Annotated in this window: 21 protein-coding genes, 1 tRNA gene and 2 rRNA genes; 7 read left to right on the top strand and 17 right to left on the bottom strand. The window is 48.4% G+C overall.

The genetic code is table 11. The features are described from left to right. Positions 1–446: 446 nt before the first annotated feature. Positions 447–569 (top strand): hypothetical protein, encoded by a 123-nt coding sequence (locus ACO6VE_RS20875; RefSeq protein ID WP_422447021.1) that lies wholly within the window; start codon positions 447–449, stop codon positions 567–569. 119 nt (positions 570–688) lie between these two features. On the opposite strand, the gene ACO6VE_RS20870 is transcribed toward ACO6VE_RS20875, so the two are convergent. Together ACO6VE_RS20870 and ACO6VE_RS20865 are read right to left on the bottom strand one after the other, a co-directional pair. Next, the gene (locus ACO6VE_RS20870) at positions 689–955 is read right to left on the bottom strand and encodes a helix-turn-helix transcriptional regulator (RefSeq protein WP_422447023.1); all 267 of its coding nucleotides are present in this window, start codon (positions 953–955) and stop codon (positions 689–691) included. Positions 956–1,093: 138 nt separating this feature from the next. Continuing rightward, on the bottom strand, positions 1,094–1,843 hold the full coding sequence (locus ACO6VE_RS20865) for a hypothetical protein (protein ID WP_422447025.1): 750 nt from the start codon (positions 1,841–1,843) through the stop codon (positions 1,094–1,096). Positions 1,844–2,104: 261 nt separating this feature from the next. On the opposite strand from ACO6VE_RS20865, the gene ACO6VE_RS20860 reads away from it, so the two are divergent. Next, positions 2,105–2,572: a hypothetical protein gene (locus ACO6VE_RS20860; RefSeq protein WP_422463223.1), complete on the top strand. Its 468-nt coding sequence runs from the start codon at positions 2,105–2,107 to the stop codon at positions 2,570–2,572. Positions 2,573–2,595: 23 nt separating this feature from the next. Here the strand turns inward: ACO6VE_RS20860 and ACO6VE_RS20855 are convergent, their stop codons facing one another. The 11 genes from ACO6VE_RS20855 to ACO6VE_RS20805 all read right to left on the bottom strand — a co-directional run bounded on the left by ACO6VE_RS20855 (position 2,596) and on the right by ACO6VE_RS20805 (position 15,036). Next, a complete protein-coding gene (locus ACO6VE_RS20855) occupies positions 2,596–3,096 on the bottom strand; it encodes a DUF4411 family protein (RefSeq protein WP_422447029.1) in 501 nt (166 codons plus the stop codon). 25 nt (positions 3,097–3,121) lie between these two features. Further along, complete coding sequence (locus ACO6VE_RS20850; RefSeq protein ID WP_101748715.1) at positions 3,122–4,282, bottom strand: ImmA/IrrE family metallo-endopeptidase; 1,161 nt, start codon at positions 4,280–4,282, stop codon at positions 3,122–3,124. Between the two features lie 89 nt (positions 4,283–4,371). After that, entirely contained in the window at positions 4,372–5,265 is an 894-nt protein-coding gene (locus ACO6VE_RS20845) for a hypothetical protein (protein ID WP_422463221.1), read from the bottom strand. Between the two features lie 35 nt (positions 5,266–5,300). Further along, positions 5,301–6,764 (bottom strand): hypothetical protein, encoded by a 1,464-nt coding sequence (locus ACO6VE_RS20840; RefSeq protein ID WP_422463219.1) that lies wholly within the window; start codon positions 6,762–6,764, stop codon positions 5,301–5,303. A gap of 173 nt (positions 6,765–6,937) precedes the next feature. After that, positions 6,938–8,080 (bottom strand): restriction endonuclease subunit S, encoded by a 1,143-nt coding sequence (locus tag ACO6VE_RS20835; RefSeq protein ID WP_422463217.1) that lies wholly within the window; start codon positions 8,078–8,080, stop codon positions 6,938–6,940. Continuing rightward, positions 8,077–9,696: a type I restriction-modification system subunit M gene (locus ACO6VE_RS20830; RefSeq protein WP_422463215.1), complete on the bottom strand. Its 1,620-nt coding sequence runs from the start codon at positions 9,694–9,696 to the stop codon at positions 8,077–8,079. Before ACO6VE_RS20830 ends, ACO6VE_RS20835 begins: the two co-directional genes overlap by 4 nt. A 180-nt stretch (positions 9,697–9,876) precedes the next feature. After that, positions 9,877–10,215: a DUF5615 family PIN-like protein gene (locus tag ACO6VE_RS20825; RefSeq protein ID WP_101748718.1), complete on the bottom strand. Its 339-nt coding sequence runs from the start codon at positions 10,213–10,215 to the stop codon at positions 9,877–9,879. After that, positions 10,215–10,436: a DUF433 domain-containing protein gene (locus ACO6VE_RS20820; RefSeq protein ID WP_101748719.1), complete on the bottom strand. Its 222-nt coding sequence runs from the start codon at positions 10,434–10,436 to the stop codon at positions 10,215–10,217. Before ACO6VE_RS20820 ends, ACO6VE_RS20825 begins: the two co-directional genes overlap by 1 nt. Positions 10,437–10,517: 81 nt before the next feature. Then, on the bottom strand, positions 10,518–13,931 hold the full coding sequence (locus ACO6VE_RS20815) for a DEAD/DEAH box helicase family protein (RefSeq protein WP_422463212.1): 3,414 nt from the start codon (positions 13,929–13,931) through the stop codon (positions 10,518–10,520). Positions 13,932–14,334: 403 nt separating this feature from the next. Continuing rightward, positions 14,335–14,769 carry a terminase small subunit gene (locus tag ACO6VE_RS20810; protein WP_422463210.1) on the bottom strand — a complete coding sequence of 145 codons (435 nt, stop codon included), beginning with the start codon at positions 14,767–14,769 and terminating at the stop codon, positions 14,335–14,337. 190 nt (positions 14,770–14,959) lie between these two features. Further along, positions 14,960–15,036: transfer RNA gene (locus ACO6VE_RS20805), tRNA-Arg, on the bottom strand. Between the two features lie 412 nt (positions 15,037–15,448). Here ACO6VE_RS20805 and ACO6VE_RS20800 point away from each other — a divergent pair. Further along, positions 15,449–15,883 (top strand): c-type cytochrome, encoded by a 435-nt coding sequence (locus ACO6VE_RS20800; protein WP_101748502.1) that lies wholly within the window; start codon positions 15,449–15,451, stop codon positions 15,881–15,883. Positions 15,884–15,905: 22 nt separating this feature from the next. Here ACO6VE_RS20800 and ACO6VE_RS20795 read toward each other — a convergent pair whose 3' ends face one another. Further along, a complete protein-coding gene (locus ACO6VE_RS20795; RefSeq protein ID WP_422447049.1) occupies positions 15,906–16,865 on the bottom strand; it encodes a universal stress protein in 960 nt (319 codons plus the stop codon). Positions 16,866–17,049: 184 nt separating this feature from the next. Between ACO6VE_RS20795 and ACO6VE_RS20790 the strand changes: the two genes are divergently transcribed. The 3 genes from ACO6VE_RS20790 (at position 17,050) to ACO6VE_RS20780 (ending at position 21,120) form a co-directional block, all read left to right on the top strand. Further along, complete coding sequence (locus ACO6VE_RS20790) at positions 17,050–18,153, top strand: polyamine ABC transporter substrate-binding protein (RefSeq protein WP_422447051.1); 1,104 nt, start codon at positions 17,050–17,052, stop codon at positions 18,151–18,153. A 144-nt stretch (positions 18,154–18,297) separates the two neighbouring features. Then, complete coding sequence (locus tag ACO6VE_RS20785; RefSeq protein ID WP_422447053.1) at positions 18,298–19,533, top strand: GGDEF/EAL domain-containing response regulator; 1,236 nt, start codon at positions 18,298–18,300, stop codon at positions 19,531–19,533. Positions 19,534–19,704: 171 nt separating this feature from the next. Then, positions 19,705–21,120, top strand: a complete 1,416-nt coding sequence (locus ACO6VE_RS20780; RefSeq protein ID WP_422463208.1) for an SLC13 family permease — start codon at positions 19,705–19,707, stop codon at positions 21,118–21,120. An 86-nt stretch (positions 21,121–21,206) separates the two neighbouring features. Here the strand turns inward: ACO6VE_RS20780 and ACO6VE_RS20775 are convergent, their stop codons facing one another. Beyond that, entirely contained in the window at positions 21,207–22,610 is a 1,404-nt protein-coding gene (locus ACO6VE_RS20775; protein WP_422447057.1) for an SLC13 family permease, read from the bottom strand. A 391-nt stretch (positions 22,611–23,001) separates the two neighbouring features. On the opposite strand from ACO6VE_RS20775, the gene ACO6VE_RS20770 reads away from it, so the two are divergent. Beyond that, positions 23,002–24,162: a methyltransferase domain-containing protein gene (locus tag ACO6VE_RS20770; RefSeq protein WP_422463206.1), complete on the top strand. Its 1,161-nt coding sequence runs from the start codon at positions 23,002–23,004 to the stop codon at positions 24,160–24,162. Between the two features lie 76 nt (positions 24,163–24,238). On the opposite strand, the gene rrf (ACO6VE_RS20765) is transcribed toward ACO6VE_RS20770, so the two are convergent. Then, a 5S ribosomal RNA gene (gene rrf, locus ACO6VE_RS20765) occupies positions 24,239–24,354 on the bottom strand. A gap of 48 nt (positions 24,355–24,402) precedes the next feature. Beyond that, positions 24,403–24,489 (bottom strand): 5S ribosomal RNA (rrf, locus tag ACO6VE_RS20760); the annotation flags it as partial.

Raw genomic sequence — 24,489 nt, 5'->3', positions numbered from 1 at the left:
ATGCTGTGTTGCTGGCCAACAAGGTGGAGAACTTGGTCAATGCCATGGCTGGGTTTGATGCACCGCCAGCTGGTGAAGCTCAGCTGCCACAAAACGTTCGCGATCAGGTTACTCCGGTGATTGCTGCCAGTTGGCAGACGACCGTGAGTTAAGGTTTACACCTTATATTCACGATGAAATGAAGGCAGCACTGGGTAACTGGTGCTGCCTTTTTGGTTTTGGGGTACGAGCAGGTTACAGCGGGTTAAACTTGCTGTTACAAATTTTTTCTGAATGGACACATTGCAGCACGGTGTGCCATCAGCAGTAGGGGGGGGCACTTTTGAACAGCAGGCCGATCCATTTTGGACAGTGCCACTAGTCTATTCTTCCAGAATACTCGTAAAGACCGTCTGATCCGGCATATTCCGTAAAGCCACATCGTTTGCACCCGCCTCAAGAATGATATGAGCGAGCTTATGCGCCAGGTGCATATTCAGACGATCAAAGTTAATGATGACAACGGAGCAGCGCCACAGGCCAGTAAAAATACTCAGCCTGATTCAACTCCGGTAATACCAGGTGATTGAATAGCCCCGCAGAACTGTCTTTTCGAGAAGCAGCCCAACACTCGGGAGCCCCTGCATACAACATCAGGAGCCGAGTATCAGGAATCACCAAGTTTCGGAAATGAGCAGGAATCGATTTTTTATCCATTGATATCATCTGGCTCATTCAACGTCAGTTCAGCCAATGAACGTACCTGGGTAAAACTGTCCATCCACTCATCAAGACTTTCTTTCAGGTAGATCACCTTACGACCAATTTTTATGAATGCTGGGCCAGAAATATCATTCACCTGGCCATCTGTCCGATAATGATCAATCAGTGATTTTGAAAAACCTGTATAGTTCGACGCCTGCTCCGGGGTAAAACCTCGTTTGATTGCGTCCTGCTCAAAAACTTTTTTTGCCATAAGCCGTATCCTTGCTGTGAGTGCAAAGATAGAAAACCATAGAAAGAAACCACCAAACAGGGAGCGGACTTTCTGAAGAAGGGGGCGGACTTAGGTGAATAGCCCAGTCAGTAAGGGGTCAGAGAGAGATGAACAAATTTAACTTTTGGGTGCCCCCATCTTCCAGTTGACCATTGTTAGAATTCGATCGACAGCCTTTCCACTCAAGTGATTATGGTGCTGTTTTAAATATCCTCTCATCACCTCTTTTTGCGATTTCTTCCGTACTTCTTGTCCATGAAACTCATACCAAAGGTCAACAGCGATAACCAATTCTTCTTGGTATGCCGGAAGTGAAGAATCTCTGAAGAGGCAGGCCAGAGCCAATTCTTTTTCCAGCTCTTCCACTCTCAACTTCAGAGTTTTATTTTCCGTGGCTGTCTGAGTGGATGACGCTATTTGTTCAACAACTCGCCCAGAAACAACTGAAGGATGAAAAGGCAGTAAAAACTCTGGAAATATTCCTCTCTCGCAACAGTATTTCTGTAACTCAAGTTTGGTGATCAATATCGACTCACGAGTCACTCCATCCCAAGCTAAATAGCTATGAAAACTCAGTTCGGTCCTACCTTCTTTATGTCGATTCAGTATTGTCGAGTAGTTTTTTTGCGCTTCCTTAAATCTTCCCAGCCAATGATTACCAAGCAAATAGTCTTCTCGTCCACGATGGATAGTCCCCAATCTAGATTGTCGAATACTATCAGACTCCCTTTCCTGTTCCCGATACCAGTCCACAAACTCATCGAAACTGCCAGCAGTCTCAATCCCAGCCAATAGCAGGCAGGAATGTTCAAGTTCTTGACCTACATTTAACTCTTCTTCATCCGTAAACCGTAATTGAACAGTCATCACATACGTCCTTGTTGCAACATATAGCAACCAATAACCTGCCATTACGAATTATTTTTGGCAATAACCAACTTCGGGATGACTGCAAATTCTCAAAGACTAAAACTGAAATGTATAAATACGAGACCAACATCGATTTATGGCAAGGTTCGGCAGCAAAACGGCTGAACAAGTCTCAAATAAAGTGCATTATCCGCATGGATTAAAAGCTTTCAAAATGTACACTCGGCATCATCAAACCACTGTTTCAGAGCCACAAATTTGAACATCAGCCGTCAACTAACATTCATAGTTATTCTCGGATTAACCATTGCCTCTACAGGATGTACATCCGTAGCCCGGAAGGTTGGAGAACTTCAAATCGCTGTATACGAAACCTATTACAATGCTTTTGACCAGATGGCACGTAATGGAGCTGAAGAAAGCTGTCAGAAGCAGCAGGAAGAATCATCAGGGCAAATGGATTCTCTTGCCTACGAACAGTGTCTGGCCTCTGAATATCAGCAACAGATGGATTTCTATGTCAGTACCATGAATCGAGGTATTCAGAACTCATCTGCCAGAAGGGCGACACAGTCCAGCTACGGCACCAAAGTCTACCGAGCAGACGAATGCATTGGGTCTATAGTGAACGGCGTGTGTCACGGCTCTATTCTGCCCAAAACAGCGAATCATCCAACCTGCTATGGTCAGATGATTAATGGTCAGTGTACGGGGCCAATGTTTTAAGAAGAGCAAGCTGTAAGCCAATATCAAGCAGCCGGTTGAAGAAAAAACCTGGCATCAAGCCTTCTCAGCAGGGTAAATGTGCTCATGTACTGCACATCAAACTGGTTGCAGATATTCGGTATTTTTACTTTCTTGCTGTTTGCAGGTACCAGTGCTTCATGGGTAACCAGTACCGCCCCTGTTACCTTTGCTTTGGCCACCAGCCATGGGTCAGCGACATTGAGAAAAGGCGCAAAGTGCTTCTCTTCATAGTTTTGAACGACATAATTGGCGATTTCCGTATAGATTTCCTGTGTCTGCTGATCATCAACAGGCAGAAAAAAATCCGGTTCATTTCGTCCTTTAACCCAGGAACTCAACTCGTCTTCCTGCTTTTTCAACTCTCTGGCGACTTCACTGATACTGCCTATACGGCCCAGGCCATTCTCCCGCTCAAGCCAATCCCAATACCCGGGACAGATGTCCATAGCATAGTATTGGTTTTTCGCCTGGATAAACGTGTTCGCGTCCAAAAGGTATTGCATCAACAGCTCACCCTACATTAAGAGACTATCCATTCAGAGACTTGGCAAAATCGTTGAGAGTACTGATCTTATTGATATTCAAAAGCCGGGAAGCATCCCTGAGTAACAAGCGCCCTTCCATTGCAGCCCCCACAACAGCCGTAGAAAAAAGAACGCCATTGCGTGTTTTCAGGTTCAGATTAAAAGAACCACCACCGCCTTTTTGATTCCGGAACTTTTTCAGCTCAGCATGATAAAAGTCCAGATACTCCTCGCGGGGAATCAGACCAAGATCATAGGCACGACGTGCCAACACCATGGGGCTGACCTTATAAACCTTTTTTAAATCCGCACAGTTTTCCACCAGGCTGCGCTTTGCCTGCCAGTCATTCACAAACTCTTTACCAGGCACCAGAAACTCAGCAGCAACCCGATTACAAAATGCCTCTTCCTTCCTCTGGTGACCTCGTTCAGAAAAATCATCCAGCGGAACATTAGAAATACCACTGTTACCCACCCACAAATGGGCAAGTTCATGAACCAGGGTAAACAGCCGCGCGGCAGGTGCATCGGCCGCATTGATAAAGATCAGCGGGGCATAATCATCACTGATGGCAAACCCCCGAAACTCTTCCACAGACAGTTTTCTATTAGAACTACTGCCGACAATGCCGCTTCGCATCACCAGAATGCCCACGGCTTCCGCCCTTTCAATCAGCAAGCTCAGGTATTGCTCCCAGTTCCGGGCACCTTTCCGTAAAGCGGCCGTTACACCCAACGTACGAGCGATATCCTCAGCCACACTGGCAGCGTCGTCATTCAAAGAACAGCGGCCTATAAACTCAACTTTGTCATTCCCGTTTTCAATCTGGTACTCCCGAAACCACTCTTGCTTGAGCAGCACATTATTCAGGAGATCACGGAAATTCTGCCCCAGCTCAGGGGATACCCGACTGCCCACGGTACGCAGGTCAGGTATGGGCAAAGGAGCTTCAGGAGGCTCTTTAAGAAACAGATAACCGAAAGGAACCCGGAGGTGGCTTGCCAGCTTCTGAGCCTGGGAAAAACTGGGCCGACTTTTGCCCTGTTCCCACTCAAGCAGCTTTTCGGGCTTCTGTTTTAACTTTCCCGCCAGATCAGCAGGAGCCATCCCGGCACGCTCTCGCGCCCAGTGGACAATCTCCGGATTGATCATGGCTTCGTTCATTATTGAGGTCCATTCTGTAATCGTGGGGATAATATCATTACGGATTACCCATCGATAGCATGAAGGCCTGGTTTAATGCCCCCAGCTAGCTAACGAGGGAAAACCACGGTTGCCTTCCCATCCTTCTGATATGTACCTCTCTGTGTATACTTTACCAACCGATCAGAATATTGCTCTCGACTTAACAAAAAAAGATCATCGGTTTCTGATGGCCCGCCATCTTCAAACCCTGCCCCCAAAGATATACCACCAATATCCGTAAGAATGTACCGATTGTGAAACTGCTCTCCATCTCTTTTTTCTTTAAGGCCAATAAACTGCATTCTTTTAATGGAGGAAAACTGTTCGGCAGCAGTCTTTTCAAAGTGCTTTTTCATTTCTGAAGGCGTAGTTATCCCTTTACATGGGGCAAGGTACACCGTAACTTCCAGATCATCGGCAACCCGGCCTGAAACTGCTTTTTCCAATACCGAGATAAAAGTTGACCATTTGTCCTTCTGAGTCCCCAAGTATGGATCAATGATATAAATTCTGGTCGACAATCGAAGCATATTGGCAATAGCGCTTGCTATGGCACTGGCCGTTTTACTCACAACAACACGATCATTAAAATCCCAGAATGGACAATTACCCTGATAGCAATCATCAATACTCACAGATGGCCACGGTTCAAGAAGTGCCTTATCACTGACAAATACCGTATCAAAAGCGACTCGCCCTCCTTCAGAGCGAACCTTATCGACCCAGCTATCACCATCAGCATCACTTGGTCGTACTACTTTGGGTAACTGCCGGAGAAACGACAATAACTCATCCAGTCGAGTAGAATCTATTCCTTCTAGCCCGACACTATCAGCATGACTCTCTATCTGTTTTTTTAGTCTGCTGAACTTCGGAAAGTTAGACACTACACGAGGGTTACCAACCTCAAAGCTTCTAAGAAAAAGACGAAAGTCCCGTCGGTCTCTGGCAATTTCAACCATCGCTATGGGGTCAATAGCATATTCATACAACATTGTTACAACTCTCCCCGACGCTCTGCAAAAAAGCCATTAGGCCAGGACGCATCAAACTCACCGTCATCTGTGGTGTGAATGAATCTCAGACTAGTCTCGCCATCTTTCTGCTCACAGAAAACAATCTGAACGTCCCCTTGCTTACAGGAATACTCCGGACACTCCAGCTCTTCATCAGCGGTCTCTCTCCTTCTGCGCAATAAGCGCAGCATAAGGTGCTCGCTGTGAGTCTCCACAAGGAACATTTTGTCTGCTTCACCCTTGATATGCTCAAGCATCATATCTGCCAGAACCAGTTGCCAGCGTGGGTGAATATGCAATTCCGGCTGCTCACAGGAAAGAATGCCACTGTAATCGGAACAAACACCCACCACAAAGGGGAATACCTGGGAGACACCCACCCCAAGCTCAGAAAGAGCATGACGAATAGAAGAGTTCAGGTTATCCACATAAACCGTCTTTTGGCCTAACGAATTCGGCTGAGAGTCCACAAACTGGTAGGATGTGCCAAAACCGTCATCAGTCAGGAACCATCTATTAACAGTACTGCGAAGCTCCTTTGAGCCATTAACAAACAGATCCCAGGCTCCACGCCCGTCAAACCAGCGACTACTGTCATGCTCCCTGGATACGTAAAATTGCTGATCAGGCACCACCCGGAGTGGCCCAACATGCAGTAGCGTTTTCAATTTTTTTCCGAGAATCTTTAACGGAGCCAGTGCTGCCTGAGACAAGCTGGCCTCAGCAAATGTCCTTATTGCCTGATGGAATGTCTCCTCCTGCAACTCGGCATCCAGAGTCGTATCAACCAGGTTAATGCGTCTATTTATGTCAGGAAGAGCCTGTTTCTGGTCAGACAGGCCTATAACCTGCCAGTAATCAGAAGTAACCACATCTGCCAGCACGCCAATTTCATCCGGAATATTCCAAGTGCTCAATGGTTTGTAATAGGTGATATAGCTACCTGGAGTGCCCGCTTTCTTCTCAAAACGGCAAAACAGCTCATCATCACCAAAACACTCAAACTGCCGGATAAAAGGCTTCCCGGTGAAGTCTTCATCCCAGGCAATTTCAAGTTTAAATGACCAACTCTTCGCTTCAGCATCAGGAAAACAGGCGATCGTCGACTCTAAAAAATAGTGCTCAGCACTGGAAAGGTAATCATCCAGTACTTCCTCTGATTCACTGAAATCCAGTGTCGCTCCCAGCGTAATGACACCACCCGTGCCCTTGCCGAACACCATATTGCGAAAACCACCCAGCCAGACTTTCTTACCGGTCAACTCACTGTACTCTGCATCAATGTTCTGGTTGACCAGAATTTCATACAGGTACAGCAAGCCATGGAGAATAGAACTTTTGCCGGTACTGTTGGCACCAAACAGCAAGGTAATCGGGGCCAAAGGGATATGAGCAGTGTTTCTGATACCTTTAAAACCACCCAGGGTGAGAGAGGTTAACTTCATTTTGCTTCCTTGTCTTACGGGGCAACCAAGCAGATTTAACTTTCGGGACAACTTGGGGTCAAGTAGCGATTATCAGGCTTGCCACTCCCATGTTTGATGGTTCGTATTTTGCATTCCGAATGATCAGTACTTACGGACGGTTATGTATTCCCACTGAGGCCGTGGTAACGAGATCACAGATCTCCAGCAAAGGCTTTTTGGCAGAAAGACTTAAAAAGTACAGATATATCTTCAGTCGTCCCCTTCTGCCTATTTTTAAAAGCGTAAAGTCTATCCATTATTTCCAGAAATCGGTTTTGTTGCTCCAGTGGAGGAATAGGAAGTTCCAAACCCTTCATTTTTCCAACATTAACTATACCCATAGTCCCACCATGAGACATATGCTGTATCTTAGCCATAGCTCCATCTGTTTGAAGGAGAAATTTCAAAAATCTGGGAACAACCTGACGCTCATCAGGTGTAATCTTCATCAAACGTGGATTGATAATCCCTGGCTCAAAGTCAGCAGGAACAATGCTTATTTTGCCGAAGGTACCCACAAGACTGATAAGCAAATCACCCTCAGTGATTTTACAGTTTTCCAATGAGCGATATTTTTCTTCACTGATGTAATAATCACCATATGTTAAGTCATCTCTGATGACCTGCTCCTGACCGTATATTTTATAGCCTGCGGGAGTGTAATCTTCCTTTTTCAAAGCAGAGCCAAATGGCCCAGCCTTAATCGAGTTTTTACCTGATGCAGCCAAGAACTCCATCTTCTTAACACCCCAACCCATGGGGTTAGTGACTGGATCACCAAACATATCCAGAAAGACGCTGCGGAGGAAATCGTCGGCGAGAGCGATGGCCTGCTGCCGTTTCTGGCGTAACTGGTCGGCTTTATCCAGAATGGCGGCAATGCGTTTTTGTTCGGCCAGTGGAGGAAGCGGAATTAACTCGTCATGCACCAAGTTACGATTTAACGTAGGAACACCAGCTCCTCGGACAAAACGCTCAAGCCTAAAAAACTGAAGCATATACATGACCCATCTTGGGTCATTACCATGAAAGTCTTGAACATATAAAGCCGTATTAAGTGGCCAAAAATGCCCCTCGACATAATGAACTTTACCGATAGTTCCACTTCGCCCAGTAACAACACCGGGGCCCTTCACTTTAAAAGTATTATGCGAACCACTTATACCATTCGCAGCAAAAATAGGAATATCGCCCTCAACTCTGTTTTGTACAGGAAGATCATAACCACGCTTCAGTGTTGCAATATTTTTTAAAGATATCAGAGGCCAGCCTTTAGAGTTACCAAATAAACTCACAGCATCCCCTCCAGCTCCACCAGCTCCTGTTGAATTTCCGCTTCCAGTACCTTCAGTCGTGCCAGTACCTCTTTGGGCGGTTCATACAATTCTTCCTGATACACCACCTCTTTATAACGGTTGATGGACAGGTCGTATTTGTTGGCCTTCAGGTCCACTTTAGGCACAACAAAAGCCTTCTGAGTACGGTCCTGAAAATCCGTTTCAGCAACCCCTTCCGGGTGTTCACTCATAAATTGCGTCTGCAATTTATGCCCCATAAAGACATCCACCAGCCGCCCTTTGCCCTGGCGATACTGCTTCCAACTGGCAATTAGATGCGGCAGGTCATTTTTGGCAATCGGTGTCCGTTTATCATCCAGACTATAACCGTCGTTTGCCAGGTCATAGAACCAGACGTCATCAGTCTCACCACCCTTGGTAAAAATCAGAATCGCCGTGGCCACACCGGCATAAGGCTTAAACACACCGGAAGGCAGGTTGACCACCGCCTCCAGCTGGTTCTCTTCCACCAGCTTTTCCCGCAGGCTCTGGTGTGCCTTGCTGGAACCAAACAGCACTCCCTGGGGTACAACCGTGGCACTGCGACCACCCACTTTCAGCATTTGCAGAATACGGGCGCAAAACAGCAGCTCGGTCTTTTTGGTCTTGACGGTTTTCAGCAATACCGGGTCAATGTCTTCTTCATCCAGTGTGCCGGTAAAGGGCGGGTTGGCCAGAATCAGATGAAACGCATTGTGGGAGGCTTCCGGGAATTTGTCGCTGAAACCCTGGCTCATGGTGTCCTGGTAGTGGATATCCGGCTCGTCCACCCCGTGCATAATCAGGTTCATGGCGGCAATGCGCAGCATGGTGGAGTCAAAGTCATAACCGTGGAACATGTCGTAGTCCACATGGTTCCGGTATTCATTCAGCAGATCACCGGAATAGACATACTGTGCTTCGGGTTCGCCCTTCTGATTAATAACCATCTCTTTATGGACGGAATCCAGGGAACTGTATTTTTCCAGCAGGTATTCGTAACTGGACGACAGAAAACCACCGGTCCCACAGGCAGGGTCACAGATACGCTCATGACGGGCCGGGTTAGGCTCCATCATCTCCACCATGGCCCGGATGATATGACGTGGGGTACGGAACTGCCCGTTGATGCCCGCCGTGGTCAGTTTACTCAGCAGGTATTCGTACAGATCACCCTTGGTGTCCCCCCGGTCCAGCGGTAACTGTTTGATCATCTCTACTGCTTTTACCAGCAGACTGGGCTTAACGATTTCCAGCCGGGCATCTTTCATAAAGTTGCCGAGTAAAGACCCCTTCTCGCTCAGCGTGCGAAAATGACGAAACACCTCATCCCGCACCAGCTCCATCATTTCATCAGCACCCAGGTTGGCAAAATGGCTGAACCGGTAATCCTGCTCATGGGCAGCAAAGCGGGGCTTGAAGTCTACCCCTGCCAGCGCCTTACGCTGCTCGTCCTTGCTCTCCTGCATATCCAGCATGCGGGAGTACATCAGGTAGGTGATCTGTTCAATCACAGTAAGCGGGTTGGTGATACCGCCCACCCAGAACTCTTCCCAGAGCTTGTCGATTTTGCTTTTCAGATCGCCGGTGATCATGGGTGATGCCTATTTCACTTTAAAGGGGGTAGAAAATGGTGGGAGTATACGGATTTTGGTTTGTAATTTCCCGACATCCTGTTTCACAGGGCCAGAGATGAATCTTACCTGGATGGGTTAAGCCAATAATGCAGTATTGTACTGGTCAAAGATACGTAGCGTCTTGAGTTTGGCACCAAGTTACAGGCGAAGGCATAGAAGCCCACTGTTTTCTTCAGCCAGAAACTGGTTGATGCAATCCTGATTATCCATAATCAGAGACTGTACCGCAGCCAGTCGAGCATTCCCGATCTGAATATGGATGACTTTAGGAGGAGGGCCAAGGCGGCTCCAGTAATCGACAAAATCCCGGTCTTTAGTCACAATTGCCAGATCCTGGTGTTTCGCATAGTCCCAAACGCTCTGATCTGAAGCACCTTCCCCCAAAGTCGCTACCCTTGAAACGGCAACCGCTCCCCTGAACGGCTTGCTGACCATCCTCGCCAGCTTATATGACAGGTTTTCATCAAACAGCAGCACTACGCAGCATTCCCTTTCGGCAGGTGGCTCGCTGCATATTCCAGCGCTGCCCGGATCCTGGTTTCATCCAGGCTGGGAAAATCAGAAATAATCTCCCCATAGGTCATGCCTGAACCCAACATTTCCAAAATGCTTTCCACTGTAATCCGGGTACCTTTGATGCAGGGTTTGCCTCTCATTACATCGGGCTTACACTCTACCCAGATATTACCGTTAATCACTTGCCATCTCCTTTCGCCGTGATTTATTCCTGACCTATTCTAGTCTTGCAATGGCTCAATCGCCATTACTCTATACAGGGCTCAGGTTGTTGCCTTGCCAATATCAACCGATACCCCATCCACAATGGCTTTAATGGCCATCACCTGATCCATATCCGGGAACAGGCCGGTAATGCCTTCATCATGGATGCGGGTAAAGGGCTGATCAAACAGTTGCGCCATTTCTATGGTGCCGTAATCCCGTATGTGGTTTTTCAGCAAATCCAGAAAGCGAATCTGCTGGCTGCTTAGATTGTATTGAGCGGCAAAACCGGCAAATTTTTCGGCTACAGCCTGGCTCTCCATACCAATCAGGGTTCGCAGAATCTGATCCAGCCCCGCAGAGGCTTCGGGGTAGAACTCTTTCAGTACCCGGATATCCACATTCGGATTCTGAACCAGCACCAGTTTTGCCAGTTCATCCAGCTCTTTTGACTGTACCGGTTCTCCCCGGCGGATTTTCATCAACACAGGGTTACTGGTAAAGAGCGGCTCCAGAGCGCCCTGAACCTGCTGACGGTAGAGCTTAAAGTCCACCGACTTGATATTGGTCTCCCGCCGTTTGACCTCGTACTTGCCCTGGTCTTCACGGATATCCGTTTCCACGGGGGGTGTGGGTGGCGGAGTTACGTCGCCCTCCATCAGGTACATGATCCCCCTGAGGCGGGTACGGGCATGTTCCAGTTCGGCAAAGCTGGCGTTGTGCCACCAGTCCAGGTCCCGTAGCTGGTTAATGATGTCACCCTGCTGCTGGACCTGAGCCAGATGCGGGGGTAGCTGATCCAGTTTCTGGGTAACGATGGACCACTGTTTTTCCAGTCCGCTTTTGTTGGTGTACAGGGCAGTCTGGGCGGTAATCATATCCAGATCAAAACGCATGGCATTCCCCTGCCCCCTGACATCCACCCACTGCATCAGAGGACCGATGTCATCCAGCAGTTGCTGCTGGGTTTGGGGAGCAAACTGTTCCAACCGTTTCAGGTCACTCAGCCGGGCACGGATCTGCCACTTTTCCTGAACGGCAATGGATTTTTCATCCAGTGCAGACACCTGCTCATGAAGCTGTTTGGCAATGATGGCCAGACTGCCCTGTTCAAACTTTTTCTGTGCCGCTTTGGCCAGTTCGACCCAGGCTTCCAGACGTTTCTGTGCCAGTGGCTTGCCGGTGGTTGGCTGCACCTCGGGCGGCTCCTGCTCGAAGTACTCGAAGTTGGCCCAGTGGTCGAAGATACGGAATTTGTCCTTGTCTTTCCCTGCCCCGTACAGGTCTTTGCAAAGGCGAGTCCCCCGGCCAATCATCTGCCAGAATTTCACCTTGGACTTCACCGGCTTGGCAAACACCAGGTTGACCACTTCCGGCACATCAATACCGGTGTCGAGCATGTCCACCGAAATAGCAATGGTCAGCTCTTTGTTGGTGCTAAGATCACCGCCTTTAAAATCTTCAATGAGTTGTTCTGCCCTCGGGTTATAGTTATCGATGACCTGACAGAACTTACCGGCAAACTGCGGATACATCTCATCAAAAACGCTTTGCAGCAGAACCGCATGCTGATGGTTGCGGGCAAAGACAATACTTTTGCCCGGAAGCTGTTCATCCCGGTCCCGGATACCATGCTCCATCAGGTTGCGCATAATGGCCCGATTGGTGTCCCGATTATAGATCGCCTTATCAATGACCTTGGCATCAAATTCCAGGGTGTTCGGGTCGATGCCCTGCGCTTCCAGTTGGGCAATCTGTTCATTGCTGAGGTTGTCTTTTTTAATCCCCTCACGGTGGAATTGCGTGGTGTGGGTAATGACCTCAAAGGGCACCAGATGATTGTCGTTTATCGCCGCTTCCAGTGAGTATTCATAGGTGGGTATACGGCCTTCGCAACCAAACAGGCCGTAGGTGGTGTGGCCGATCATATCCACGGGCGTTGCGGTCAGGCCAACCTGAAGGGCATCGAAGTATTTAAACAGGTCCCCGTAAACGTTATAGATGGAACGATGGGATTCATCCGCAATGATCAGGTCGAAATAGCCCACATCGTACCGATCCATAATGTTCATCATTCCGGGATAGGTAGAGATGAAGATGCGGGAGGTGTCCTGGTACTTTTTATCCGTTCGACCTACCACATAGATAGGGTCACGGATGAATTCATTAAATGCATTCCGTGCCTGCTTACGTAGCTCTTTTCGGTCACAGAGGAAAAGCACCCGCTTGGCCCATCGGGCATCGAGCAGCCGTTTGGTCAACGCAATGGCAACACGGGTCTTACCGGTACCGGTAGCCTGGACAATCAGGGCCTTGCGATGTTTATCCGTAAAGCGTTCACCGACTCGGGCAATACTCTCCAACTGATACAGACGACCGGCAATATGGATGTCAACCGGCACTTCTGCTAACGGTCGACAGCCCGTACGTTGTTGAACCAGGTAGGCCAGACTTTCAGGGCTGTAGAAACCAAAGAGTTTTCTCGGTGGATAGTTTCGGGCTGGGTGGTCATCCCAGAGGTAAATATCGTAGCCGTTTGTATAAAAGATCGCAGGGCGCTGACCGTACTGCTTTTCCAGCCAGTCGGCATAGAGCTTGGCCTGGGTACGACCTTTTTCTGCCGCCACCTGGGTACGCTTGGCTTCCACGACAGCTAACGGTTTACCGGTATCGTCCCAAAGCACATAGTCCGCGTAACCATCGCCACTGTTGGTGGGTTGCTCTTTGACCGGATGCTCCTGGGTGACCTGAGCTGAGTCCTTGATACCCTCTGCTACATCCCAACCGGCAGCGATCAGGCGGGAGTCGATCAGGCGACGGCGGGTTTCGGCTTCATCCAGCTCCAGAATGTTGGCTGCCTGCTCATTCTTCTGGCGCAGGGCCTCCATCCTTTGCTGGAACTCTTCGGCCTTCTCTTTTTGTAGCTGCAACTCACGGAGAATACCCATTTCCCGTTGTTGGATAGCTTCGAGTTCTTCCCTGGCTTTCTCCAGTTGGGCCTGTTTCTGATCCAGCTCTTTTTTGGTCAGCTCGCTACCCGTCTGATCCGATGAAGCCTGGGGCAACTGGAATTTTGCGATGTCGTCTGCATGCCCATTGGCATAACGCAGGTAAATCCATGCACCCATGATGAAGGCCTCTTTCAACAGCCACCGGGCATCATTCACTTTGACCGCATCACCATGAGCAGCCCGGTTACCATGAATGCGAATGGCATCCATCTTCACCTGAATGGCCTCGGGAATCGCACTTTTAAACGCATCCGCCTTCATCAGGTCATAGAGGCTGGAACGGTACCCTTCGGGCAAACGCTCCTGACGGTAAAGCCACCGGATAATCAACTCAAGGTAGTTCCGGAGCTTGACCAGACAGCTCTCAGGATCAGTGTGGACATACTCTTCTGCCTTACTGCCCAAGTTGGCCAGTTCCGGCCAATGGGTGCGCAGCATTTCAAAGTTCAATGACTTCTGCATGGCTGACCATCTTATAATCAGAGTGCCTGCCAAGCGATAAAGGCAGGAAAATAGACGACAAAGAAAAATATTGTATCCTCAGGCTGCCCCGATATTCCATACCGAAATATGCTAACTGAATAGAGGGTGACAGTGACCAGGCTACCAGGCCTGTGTTATTGGCAGGGGGATTCCGCAAAATTTTTTTTCAGCCATAGCGATATAAGAAAGGCTGCCAAAGTATGGGTAGATGATTTATCCCCCCCCTCCAGTTATCAATGGCAAAGTGTGCATGCATTACCCCTCGACTGCTGACTTGGCAGGCGTGGGTGTCAGGTCCGGCATACGGGGTACTTCCCCACCCTATTTCATTTAATACTCACTGTTCAGCCAGTTGCTGTCCTGGACCTGTTCAACATGACCTTCAGGGCGGATCTTCCGAATCGAAAATCTGGATAAAGTTAATACGGCTCTCTTCCTGAGCCTTTTGCTGATAGTCACCGTCCATCTTATTCAGTTCAGCAATGGCGGCCGTGGCAGCTCTCGGGTTTCGCATCCGTAAATCACCCTCTGGCGTTTCGATCACTTCACCACAGAACCGCGCGATCTCCCAGAGCTTGGTACGCTTGTCCCGAGCAGTGATATTCAGCTCACGACTGAGCTTACCCTGACGCACCCGAATTTCGGTGGCAATGTCAGCATTTGTTAACAGGCGACAACCCTGAGCTCTGGCAGTCTTGGGACTATAGCCAGCGGCAATGGCAGCTCGGGTCGCGTTCTGGTCAATCAGGTACTCATCAACGAAACGGCGCTGTTTGTCATTCATGGCAATCATCCTTGATGGCATTGAGATCATCATACCATGCAATCCCTGAACTAAAGACTAAACGGCTATAAGTCAGCGGACGTGAGTTGCAAGAATAAAAAAGGGTAGGGCTCTGAACAGTAGTCTAGAATTGCTGTTTCCACTTGTTACTGGAAATGTAGTGGAAAAAGAAATTTAAGTGCTTTTAACGAAGAGAAAATAGGAGATAAGACATTGATTTTACTGGCGCACCCGAGAGGATTCGAACCTCTGACCTCTGCCTCCGGAGGGCAGCGCTCTATCCAGCTGAGCTACGGGTGCACTTCCAGAGCAGCAGACAGCGGCTCCAGCGGTTGCCAATAATACTGATCCGCCCTCGGGCTGTCTATGATTTTTTTGCTGCTGTCTGGTGCCAATATCAAAAGCATCTCAGTCTCCTTTTAATAACCTGCTCCCATCATCTGCATTCCGTGAGCTGGCTCAGCAGGCTGTTCAAGCCCCGGTCGAGTGCTTCACAATGACAAGCCATAGTAATTACCGAAACCCACGATATATAAACCCCTGTTTCAGGGATACCAATTGTTCTATAATCCCATTGCCCAGAATAATTCGGCTACACAGGCGAAAGCTTATCAGTGAGTCTTAAGCTACTTTTTACCAGCTCTGGCAACGCCTAAAATAAGATAGCCATTAATCGCCTTAAGAGGACAAGCGAGTGTCAAGGGGAACTCATATGCGTGCTTTGATTCTGTTAGTCGGGGGACTATTCGCGTCGCTGGTGTTTGCCAAGCCGACTGCTGACCTTGATTCAATTAGTCGTGGTGAGATAAGCGAGCGTCTTGCTCCTGTGGGTTTCGTCTGTCTCGCAGGTGAGGAGTGTGCCAGTGCCGCCGGGGTAGCAGTCAGCTCCAGCAGTGGCCCGAGAAGTGGCGATGCAGTTTACAATCAGTTTTGTGTGGCCTGTCATGGCTCTGGCCTGTTAGGTGCTCCCAAAAAGGACGATGCCGCAGCATGGCAAGCCGCAGAGAAGACCGCTGGCGGGTTCAGCAGTCTGCTGTCCAACGCCATTAACGGTATTCGCAGTATGCCTGCCAAAGGTACCTGTATGGATTGTTCTGATGAAGAGATCAGTATTGCGATTGAATACATGAGCGGCCTTAAGCCCTGACCTCTTCCTTCAGGTTTGATGATCAGCCGCTGGCAGCTTTTGCCAGCGGGCTGATAAATCCTTCCGGCTTCACCGCCAGTATTGAGCAGTAGATACTGTTCATGATGTTCTCAGCCGTATTCCCCACCAGAATGCCTTCCTTATGGCGTCCAAGCGTGCCCATCACAATGACATCAACATTCAGCTCATTGGCCAGTTGCTGGATCTCGGTCGCCGGGTTGCCCCTGAGCAGATGAATGGATACGGGCTGCTGGTCGTCATTCTCAGTCACGCCAACTTCCTGCATGACCTCCTGTAATTTGTTGTGGTAGCGCCGCTGGGTTATTTCCTGCAATTCATAGAGCTCTTCATCAGATAGTGTTTTCAGGGAGCGCCGCCCTAAGGGTACATTCCAGACACTGACCAGATGCAACGCGGCCTTTTCCTGACTAGCCAGATAGAGACCGTATTGTAAAAGCGTGCGATTCAGATCATGGGCATCCGAGTCAGGGTCGCCAGCATCCACGGCCACCAGGATTTTGCCATTGAATTGTGGGAGCTGATCCCGGTCGGCCATCATCAAAATGGGCACCGGGCATTTTCTGAGCAAAGCCAGGTCATTGCCGGTTAACTGTTTCCGAGTCAGCGCGCCACTGGCATCCGCCAGTTTGATGACCAGGTCAATATGATGTTCTTGTATCACCTTATAAATGGCTTGCCGGGGTCGGCCGGGAACAATCAATGTCTCTGCTTCGATCCCCTGCTCCCAGGCCATGGTCTTGAGGCGCTCAAGCTCATCCTCAAGTTGCTGCCTGAGGTGGTCTTCCAGTTTTTTTTCCAACGGGACAAATTGCAGATGATTCAGAGTTTCCAGGCTCTGGTCAAACAGGGCAATCAATAAGGTGGCCCGGTTATCCAGAGCCAGCCGAAAGGCCTGCTGTAGCTCCATATCCGAGGTGTGTTGCCGGGTAACGGCCAGAAGAATCGAACGAAAAGCATGCATCAATTTAGTCTCAACCGATCACAACCCTACCCATTATCGCAGGAATTGGTCGCCCTGCCAGATATTCTGCTGATAACTCCGGAATTCTGCCTGGTAACCAATAGGAACGGGCTTGTAGAACAATGTTACTGCTATATAATCTCGCTCCCTATTATTTTCCTTGTATAAGGCTCACGGCACGTTTATGAAACTGATTAAGAGAACGTTCATCGTCGCCGCACTGCTCTGTGCTGCCCAACTCCAGGCCTCAGATGACAAGGCTGAAAAACTGTATTTCTATAACTGGACCGATTACATCGCGGAAGATACCGTCAAGAACTTTTCCGACAAAACTGGCATCGACGTGGTTTATGACGTTTATGACAGTAATGAGGTACTTGAAGGCAAACTGCTCTCCGGACGCAGCGGTTTCGACCTGGTCTCGCCTTCCCACGATTTCTACAAGACCCAGATTCGTGCTGGCGTCTATGAGCCGCTGGATAAGTCCAAACTGCCTAATCTGAAACATCTTGATCCCGTCATTATGAAGGCGATCTCAGACAACTTTGATGAAAACAATACCTACGGTATCCCTTACCTCTGGGGAACCACCGGTATTGGCTATAACAAGGCGGCTGTCGAAAAAGTGCTCGGCAAGGATGCCCCAGTGGATAGCTGGTCTCTGATCCTTGAGCCGGAGAATATGAAGAAGCTGCAAAGCTGTGGTGTTGCGTTTCTTGACGCCGCAAGTGAAGTGCTGCCTTCTGTGATGGCCTACCTCGGTATTCCCGGCGATAGTCTGGATATGGCGGATTACAAACAGGCCGTGGCCAAGATGAAAGAGATTTCTCCTTACATCGCTTACTATCACTCCTCCCGCTCTCTGTCTGACCTGGCCAATGGCGATATCTGTGTGGCCCTGATGTGGTCTGGTGACGCGATGATTGCCAGAGATCGGGCTAAAGAAGCGGGTAACGGCCTGGATATCCGCTATGTTGTTCCCAAGGAAGGTGCAGCCATGTGGTTTGATATGCTGGCCATTCCTAATGATGCGCCTCACAAAGACGCCGCTCACCAGATGCTGGACTATCTGATGGAACCAAAGGTGATTGCTGATGTGACCAACTACGTGACCTATAGCAACCCTAACCCTGCTTCTAAACAGTATGTGGATGCAGACATTGCTAAAGATCCCGGTGTCTTCCCAGACGATGAGACCATGGAGAAGCTCTTTGTTTTCAAAGAACTGCCATCCAAACTGAAGCGTTACATCACCCGCGAGTGGTCCAGAATAAAATCTGGCAACTGATCTTTTGCCAACAGTTATCAGAAGTTTGATCCTTCTGATAACTGTCACTCTGGCTCCATTTATCCAATAACCGCTAAAAAAAACCTCCAACACTGCCCAATACGCCATAATTTATAGATTGAATCATTGTCACCCGGCCATTACATGGACAGTAACATCACCTCTCTCAGTATCCTGATCTTGGAAGACCACCCTTTTCAGCGAGTGGTGGCAGAGCAAACGGTCTCAGGCCTTAATATTGACAGACTGCATACAGCAAAAAGCAGCAAAGAGGCTCTGAAGTTTCTGCAAAACCGGGGTGCCGTTGATATCGTCATCTGTGACCTCGATATGCCGGGTATGGACGGTATCCGGTTTATTCGCCACCTGGCGGAGCAAAAGCTTGCCCGGGGCGTAATTGTGCTCAGCGCCATGGAGGCAGCTTTAGTGCGAATGGTCAGTGATATGGCTCAAGCTCATGGCCTGATGGTGCTGGGCCATATCCCCAAACCAATGTCCCGCCCCCGTCTGAGAGAATTACTGGAATTTTACTGTTCAGAACAGACTGAGAATAATGCCTGCCCCGTCACCTCCAGAGAGCTGATCTTTGATGAAGAAGCTCTTGAGAAAGCCATTGAAGCCAATCAGTTCGTGCTTTACTACCAGCCAAAGGTCTTGCTGAAAAGTGGCCGAATGATCTCTGTTGAAGCACTCACCCGCTGGCATCACCCGGAAGCTGGCGTTATCAGCCCAGTCCACTTTATCCCCATGATGGAGAGCTCTGGCCTGATAACCCCGATGACCACAAAAATGATCGACCTGGCACTGGAGCAGATTCGAGCCTGGCGTGAACAGGGCAGAAACATTGCCGTTGGCATCAACCTTTCTGCAGCCACTCTCACCAATACCGACCTGCCCGATATGCTGATTGGCAAGATGCGGGATTTGAGTATTCCACCAGAACTCCTGACTCTTGAGATTACCGAAAGCAGTCTGATTGAAAATGCGGCGCTTTCCCTGGAAACACTGGCCAGATTCAAACTCCATGGTTTCTCACTCTCTATTGACGACTTCGGTACTGGCTATTCCAGCATGCAGCAGTTAAACCGAATCCCTTTCAGTGAGCTGAAAATTGATCGTTCATTTGTCTCTAATGCCTGTAGTGACAAAAACCATAAAGCGATTGTTGAAGCCAACATCAGCCTGGCCCACAAATTGAATATGCAAACCGTTGCCGAGGGAGTAGAAACACTCGAAGGCTGGCAATTGCTGAATGAGTTAAATTGTGACCAGGCACAAGGCTTCTTCATTGCCAGACCCATGCCCGCCGATGAAATCCCCCAGTGGGAGCGGGAGTGGCTGGCAAGACAGCCGATTACACTACCCAAGCCCTGCATCTGAAAATGCATTGACAACGGTAGTCATGCAATCTGCAACGTTTCTCCTGCCTGAATTATATTCACTTTTCGAAAATGATGTTTCATTGACCTGATTCAATACGTTTGCTGCACCGTTGATGCATGATAAACACCATCAAGAATTTTAAACTTCTGTTTGCATCTCAAGGGTTGAATGACGTCTATGTCGCGTATTCTCAAGCTGTCGCTGATTGCAGCCTCTTTCTTCTTTCTGTGTTTCATTCCCGCTGAATTTATTCCTATTGCCAACATCACCATCGAACAACAACGGGTGCTGGCTATTTTCCTGATGGCGACATTGCTCTGGGTCTCTGAGGCCGTGCCAGCCTATGCAACGTCACTACTTATTCTGGGCCTGCTGGCCACCATGGTGTCCAATACCAGCCCGTACTTTCTCCGGGAAGCATTGAATCCGGAGGCCATGCTCAGCTACAAAGAAATTCTCAGCAGTCTGGCAGCCCCGGTTATTGTCCTGTTTCTTGGCGGTTTCTTCATTGCCATTGCCGCCACGAAGTACAAACTGGACATCAACCTGGCCAGAGTGTTGTTAAAACCCATTGGCAGTGATTACAAGAAAGTGATGCTCGGTCTGATGGGCATTACCGCCTTCTTCTCCATGTTTATGAGTAATACCGCAACAACAGCAATGATGCTTACCTTGCTGACACCACTACTGGCAAACGTTGATACCACGGATAATGCCGTCAAGGGTGTTATGCTTGCTGTGCCCATAGCCGCCAATATCGGCGGCATTGGAACCCCCATCGGCACGCCACCGAACGCCATTGCTTTTCGCTATTTAACCGGCGAGCATGCCATCACCTTTGGCGAGTGGATGCTGTTTGCCATCCCCATGGCCGTGGTATTAATTATGATTGCCTGGGTATTGTTGCGTAAGTTGTACCCGGGAAACATCAAAGAGCTTGCCGTTAAAATCGAATGCACCTTTGAACAATCGCCAAAAGCCTACCTTGTTTATGCAACAACTGCCGCGACGGTACTGCTGTGGACCACCTCCAGCATTCATGGCGTAAACTCGTACACTGTCGCCTTACTGCCGGTCATCGTTTTCTCCCTTTCCGGCATTATCGATACCGACGACATCAAAAATATTAACTGGGACGTACTCTGGCTGATTGCCGGTGGTATTGCCCTGGGCTATGCCCTGGAAAAAAGCGGCCTGGCACGCTCTATTGTTCACACCATTCCCTTCGACACCATGGGAACCTTTGTGGTGTTATTTCTGATGGCTGTGGTCTCAATGGTGATGGCAACATTTATGTCCAATACCGCCACAGCGAACCTGCTGATGCCAATTGCAGTTTCAGTCGCTACGGTTCTGAGCGGGCTGGAAAATTATGGCGGTATCAGCCTTATGGTTATCTCGGTTGCGCTCTGTGCATCCATGGGAATGTCACTGCCTATCAGCACTCCGCCCAACGCTTTGGCCCATGCCACCGGTATGGTTGCCAGCAGAGACTTTATCAAGGCTGGCAAGTTCATCAGCACCATCGGTGTCGTGATTATCTTTGCAGTGATTACCCTGCTGGGTGTGCTGGGTTACTTTTGATCAGCCCCCCACTATTTGGCAACTCCGATCTCGGGGTTGTCATCGCTTTCAACGTCAAAAATAGAACGCATCGCTGACATTACCCATTAAAAGAAGCCCATCCAGGTCATCAGCATCAATACCGAAAAGATCAATAAAACCCCCAGCGGACTTAAAATCTGAGCGGTTTTGATAAAGTCCCTGGTATCGACCAACCCTGTAGCGTGCGCCAGTGCATTGGGCGGTGTGCTGATTGGCAGGCCCATCCCCAGGGAAGATGCCAGGGCAACCGCCGTACCAATCACAACCAGTCCTCCCTGCTCTTCAATACTGACCACAGAATTGGACATGGAGATGGCAATGGGCATTAACAGGTTTGCAGTGGCCGTGTGGGACATAAATGTCGCCATAATCATACAGAGCACGCTGATGCCCAGAATGATGGTCACCGCATCGAACTGTTCAAATGGCACCATACTGACCAGCAACCCGGCAAGACCAGACGAGGCAAGCGCAGTACCAATGGCAATACCACCGGCAAGCAGCCAGAGCACATCCCAGCTGATATGCTTCAGATCATGCTTATCAACAATGCCACACAGGCTGAATACAGCCACCGGAATAATGGCGACGGCACAGGCATTAATGCCGTGGACATCGGAGAACACCCACAGCAGGATGGTCAACACAATAGTGATATAAACAATGTACGGCTTCAGCCCTCTTTCAAAACGGCCATCAATCCGGACATCCAGATCGCCACCATTGGAGGGGTACATCTTTTGCAGTAACCACCAACTGAAAGCAATCATAACGACAGTAATCGGTACGGCAAACAGCATCCAGCCACCAAACGACAACGCATGCTCACCAACAAAATAACGGAAAGCGATGGCATTGGGCGGAGTTCCAATCGGAGTCCCCATACCACCCAGGTTGGCGGCAATAGGAATACTCAATACCATTGCCCGACATCCGGGATCTTCACTGTCCATTCGAGCCAACAATGGCGTCATAATAGTCAGCATCAACACACTGGTCGCTGTATTGCTCATGAACATGGAGAAGATGGCCGTGATGATCATCACACCAAGCATCACAATTTCATACTTCTGGCCAAAAGGCTTTAACAGCACACGGGCCAGATTGATATCTACCTTGTACTTGGCACAGGCCAGAGCAATAAAGAACCCGCCCAGAAAAAGGACAATGATGGGTGATGCCAGACTATTGAAAATAGTTACATAGTTCAGCATGTCTTCACCAAGACCATCCCTGAGCGGAAAAGGTGCGCTGTTTGAAGCGGTCAATACCAGCAGCATAATAATCAGAAGAGATGTTGCAAAGGCTGGCACGGCATCACTGACCCACATCAGGGTTGCCAGAATAAAAATGGCCAACACCCGCTGCTGCAAAATTGACAAGACACCTTCGGGAAACACCATTTCCGGAAAGCCGAACAGCCCCAGGAAGATGATTGCTATTGGCACAACCTTTTTAAGCGGAGTCATTTACAACATACCGTACATAGTTAAAATGGATCAGCGTGCTCTAAAGGCTGGAACGCTGAAGCTAATCAACAGAAAGCAGGCATAATCATTTTTAAATAATTAACGGTTAAGACAGTTAAATTGTTCAGTGCAAAATTGTGCCTATCAATACGTGAAGCCAGAACACAGACTTGTTAATGAATAATTTTGCATAAGATAAGGTTAAACACCATTAATCAGATCATATAGACAACATTTTCTTAAAGCTTAAAAATAGTGAAAAAATATACAATATAAAAGTATCAGGCCTTATTCATTGAAATTAATTAACTAAAAAAAGTGAACTTTATCATTAATTATTAATCAATTACTGAGTATTTTATATATATCAAAGAGTGATAATAAATATATTATGAATCCATTGAATACAAGCAGCCCCACTTACAAACCAGATCCGGTTTCACTTAATCAGGAAGAAGATGAAACACAAGCAAGAGCCACAGTCAATACCAGTCCTATTGTGGAATCCGAAAAAAAAGCTTTGCATGATTATGATGTCAGAAAAAGCGACAGCAGCAAAAATATTGAACACTCACAGCTCAGAGACCCAGACTCAAGCAAGGAAATAAATAAAGTGTTCAGACAGTTAGCCGCACAAGGAGAGTTCGGTGCTTTAATTGCGCACATGAAAAAGAACTCTGATGTTATTGATATCAATGGAACCAGCTCTAATGGGAATACAGCCCTTCATTGGGCATCACAAGGAAACCACAGGGCTGTGGTTAAAGAACTGCTATCACAGCCTGAAATTAATATCACCGCAGTTAACCTTGCAGGTAAAACTCCGGCTCAAATTACTACTGACCAGAATTTAGCAGCTATTTTTTATGCTGCTTCTCATCTATCATCATCCATCGCCCATGAATCAGTATTACTGGATGATATAACAGGAGAAATTTATCCGGACCTGATGGCTCCTGCTGGGATCCATCAATCAATATGGAGCATACGTTCTGAAAAGCTCAGCCTGCATACGATGCAGCAACGTTTCAAAATCTCCGAAGACTTCTTTACCATACTCAAAGAATTACACCCACATGTTCCAGAAAAGGGCCAAATAGTAGAGCTAGCATGCGGTGCAAGCCACAGTGCGGTGAGGTATCATCAACTATACGGACAAGATGTTCACTTTTTTGGCATAGATGACAGCCCGAAAAACATCCAGGAGTCTGAGTATTATGCCGAACGACTGAAGAGTCATGGACTGGACTTGCAATTCCATGTCGGTAGCCCCTCTGATCCTGACCATGCCTGGCCTAAGGCCGTGGACCTATGTGTTCTGCGTAACTCATTGATGGCAGATACATCCCGATTACAGAAAATTATTAACACCGCAGCTGACCAATGTAACCAGTTATTAATAACAAGTTTCAACAACTCATCTTTGGAAAAAATAATTGCTCTTGCAAACAATCAATTTACTGTGGAGAAGAAAATTCACAAAGATGGTCATGTCCCATGGCCAGAATTAGGTGCATTTGATTCAAGCGCAGCGCTACTTAAGCGAAGATAGAATTTTTCTGTTGCATTTTTTAACCATGATAAAATAAAACCCCCGACAGCCAAGCTATCGGGGGTTTATATTTTGTGCCTGAAGATGACCTACTCTCACATGGGGAGACCCCACACTACCATCGGCGATGCATCATTTCACTGCTGAGTTCGGGATGGGATCAGGTGGTTCTAATGCTCTATGGTCTTCAGACTAAACTGCTATCTTCGAGCTTTATGCTCAGAGATTATAGAATTTGGTGCCTGGCGATGACCTACTCTCACATGGGGAGACCCCACACTACCATCGGCGATCGGTCATTTCACTGCTGAGTTCGGGATGGGATCA

Source organism: Endozoicomonas sp. ALB115 (genome assembly GCF_049310245.1).
In the GTDB taxonomy this organism is placed as follows: Bacteria; Pseudomonadota; Gammaproteobacteria; order Pseudomonadales; family Endozoicomonadaceae; genus Endozoicomonas.
The sequence above is the reverse complement of the archived record's forward strand: the minus strand, read 5'-3'. Positions and strand labels throughout refer to the sequence as shown.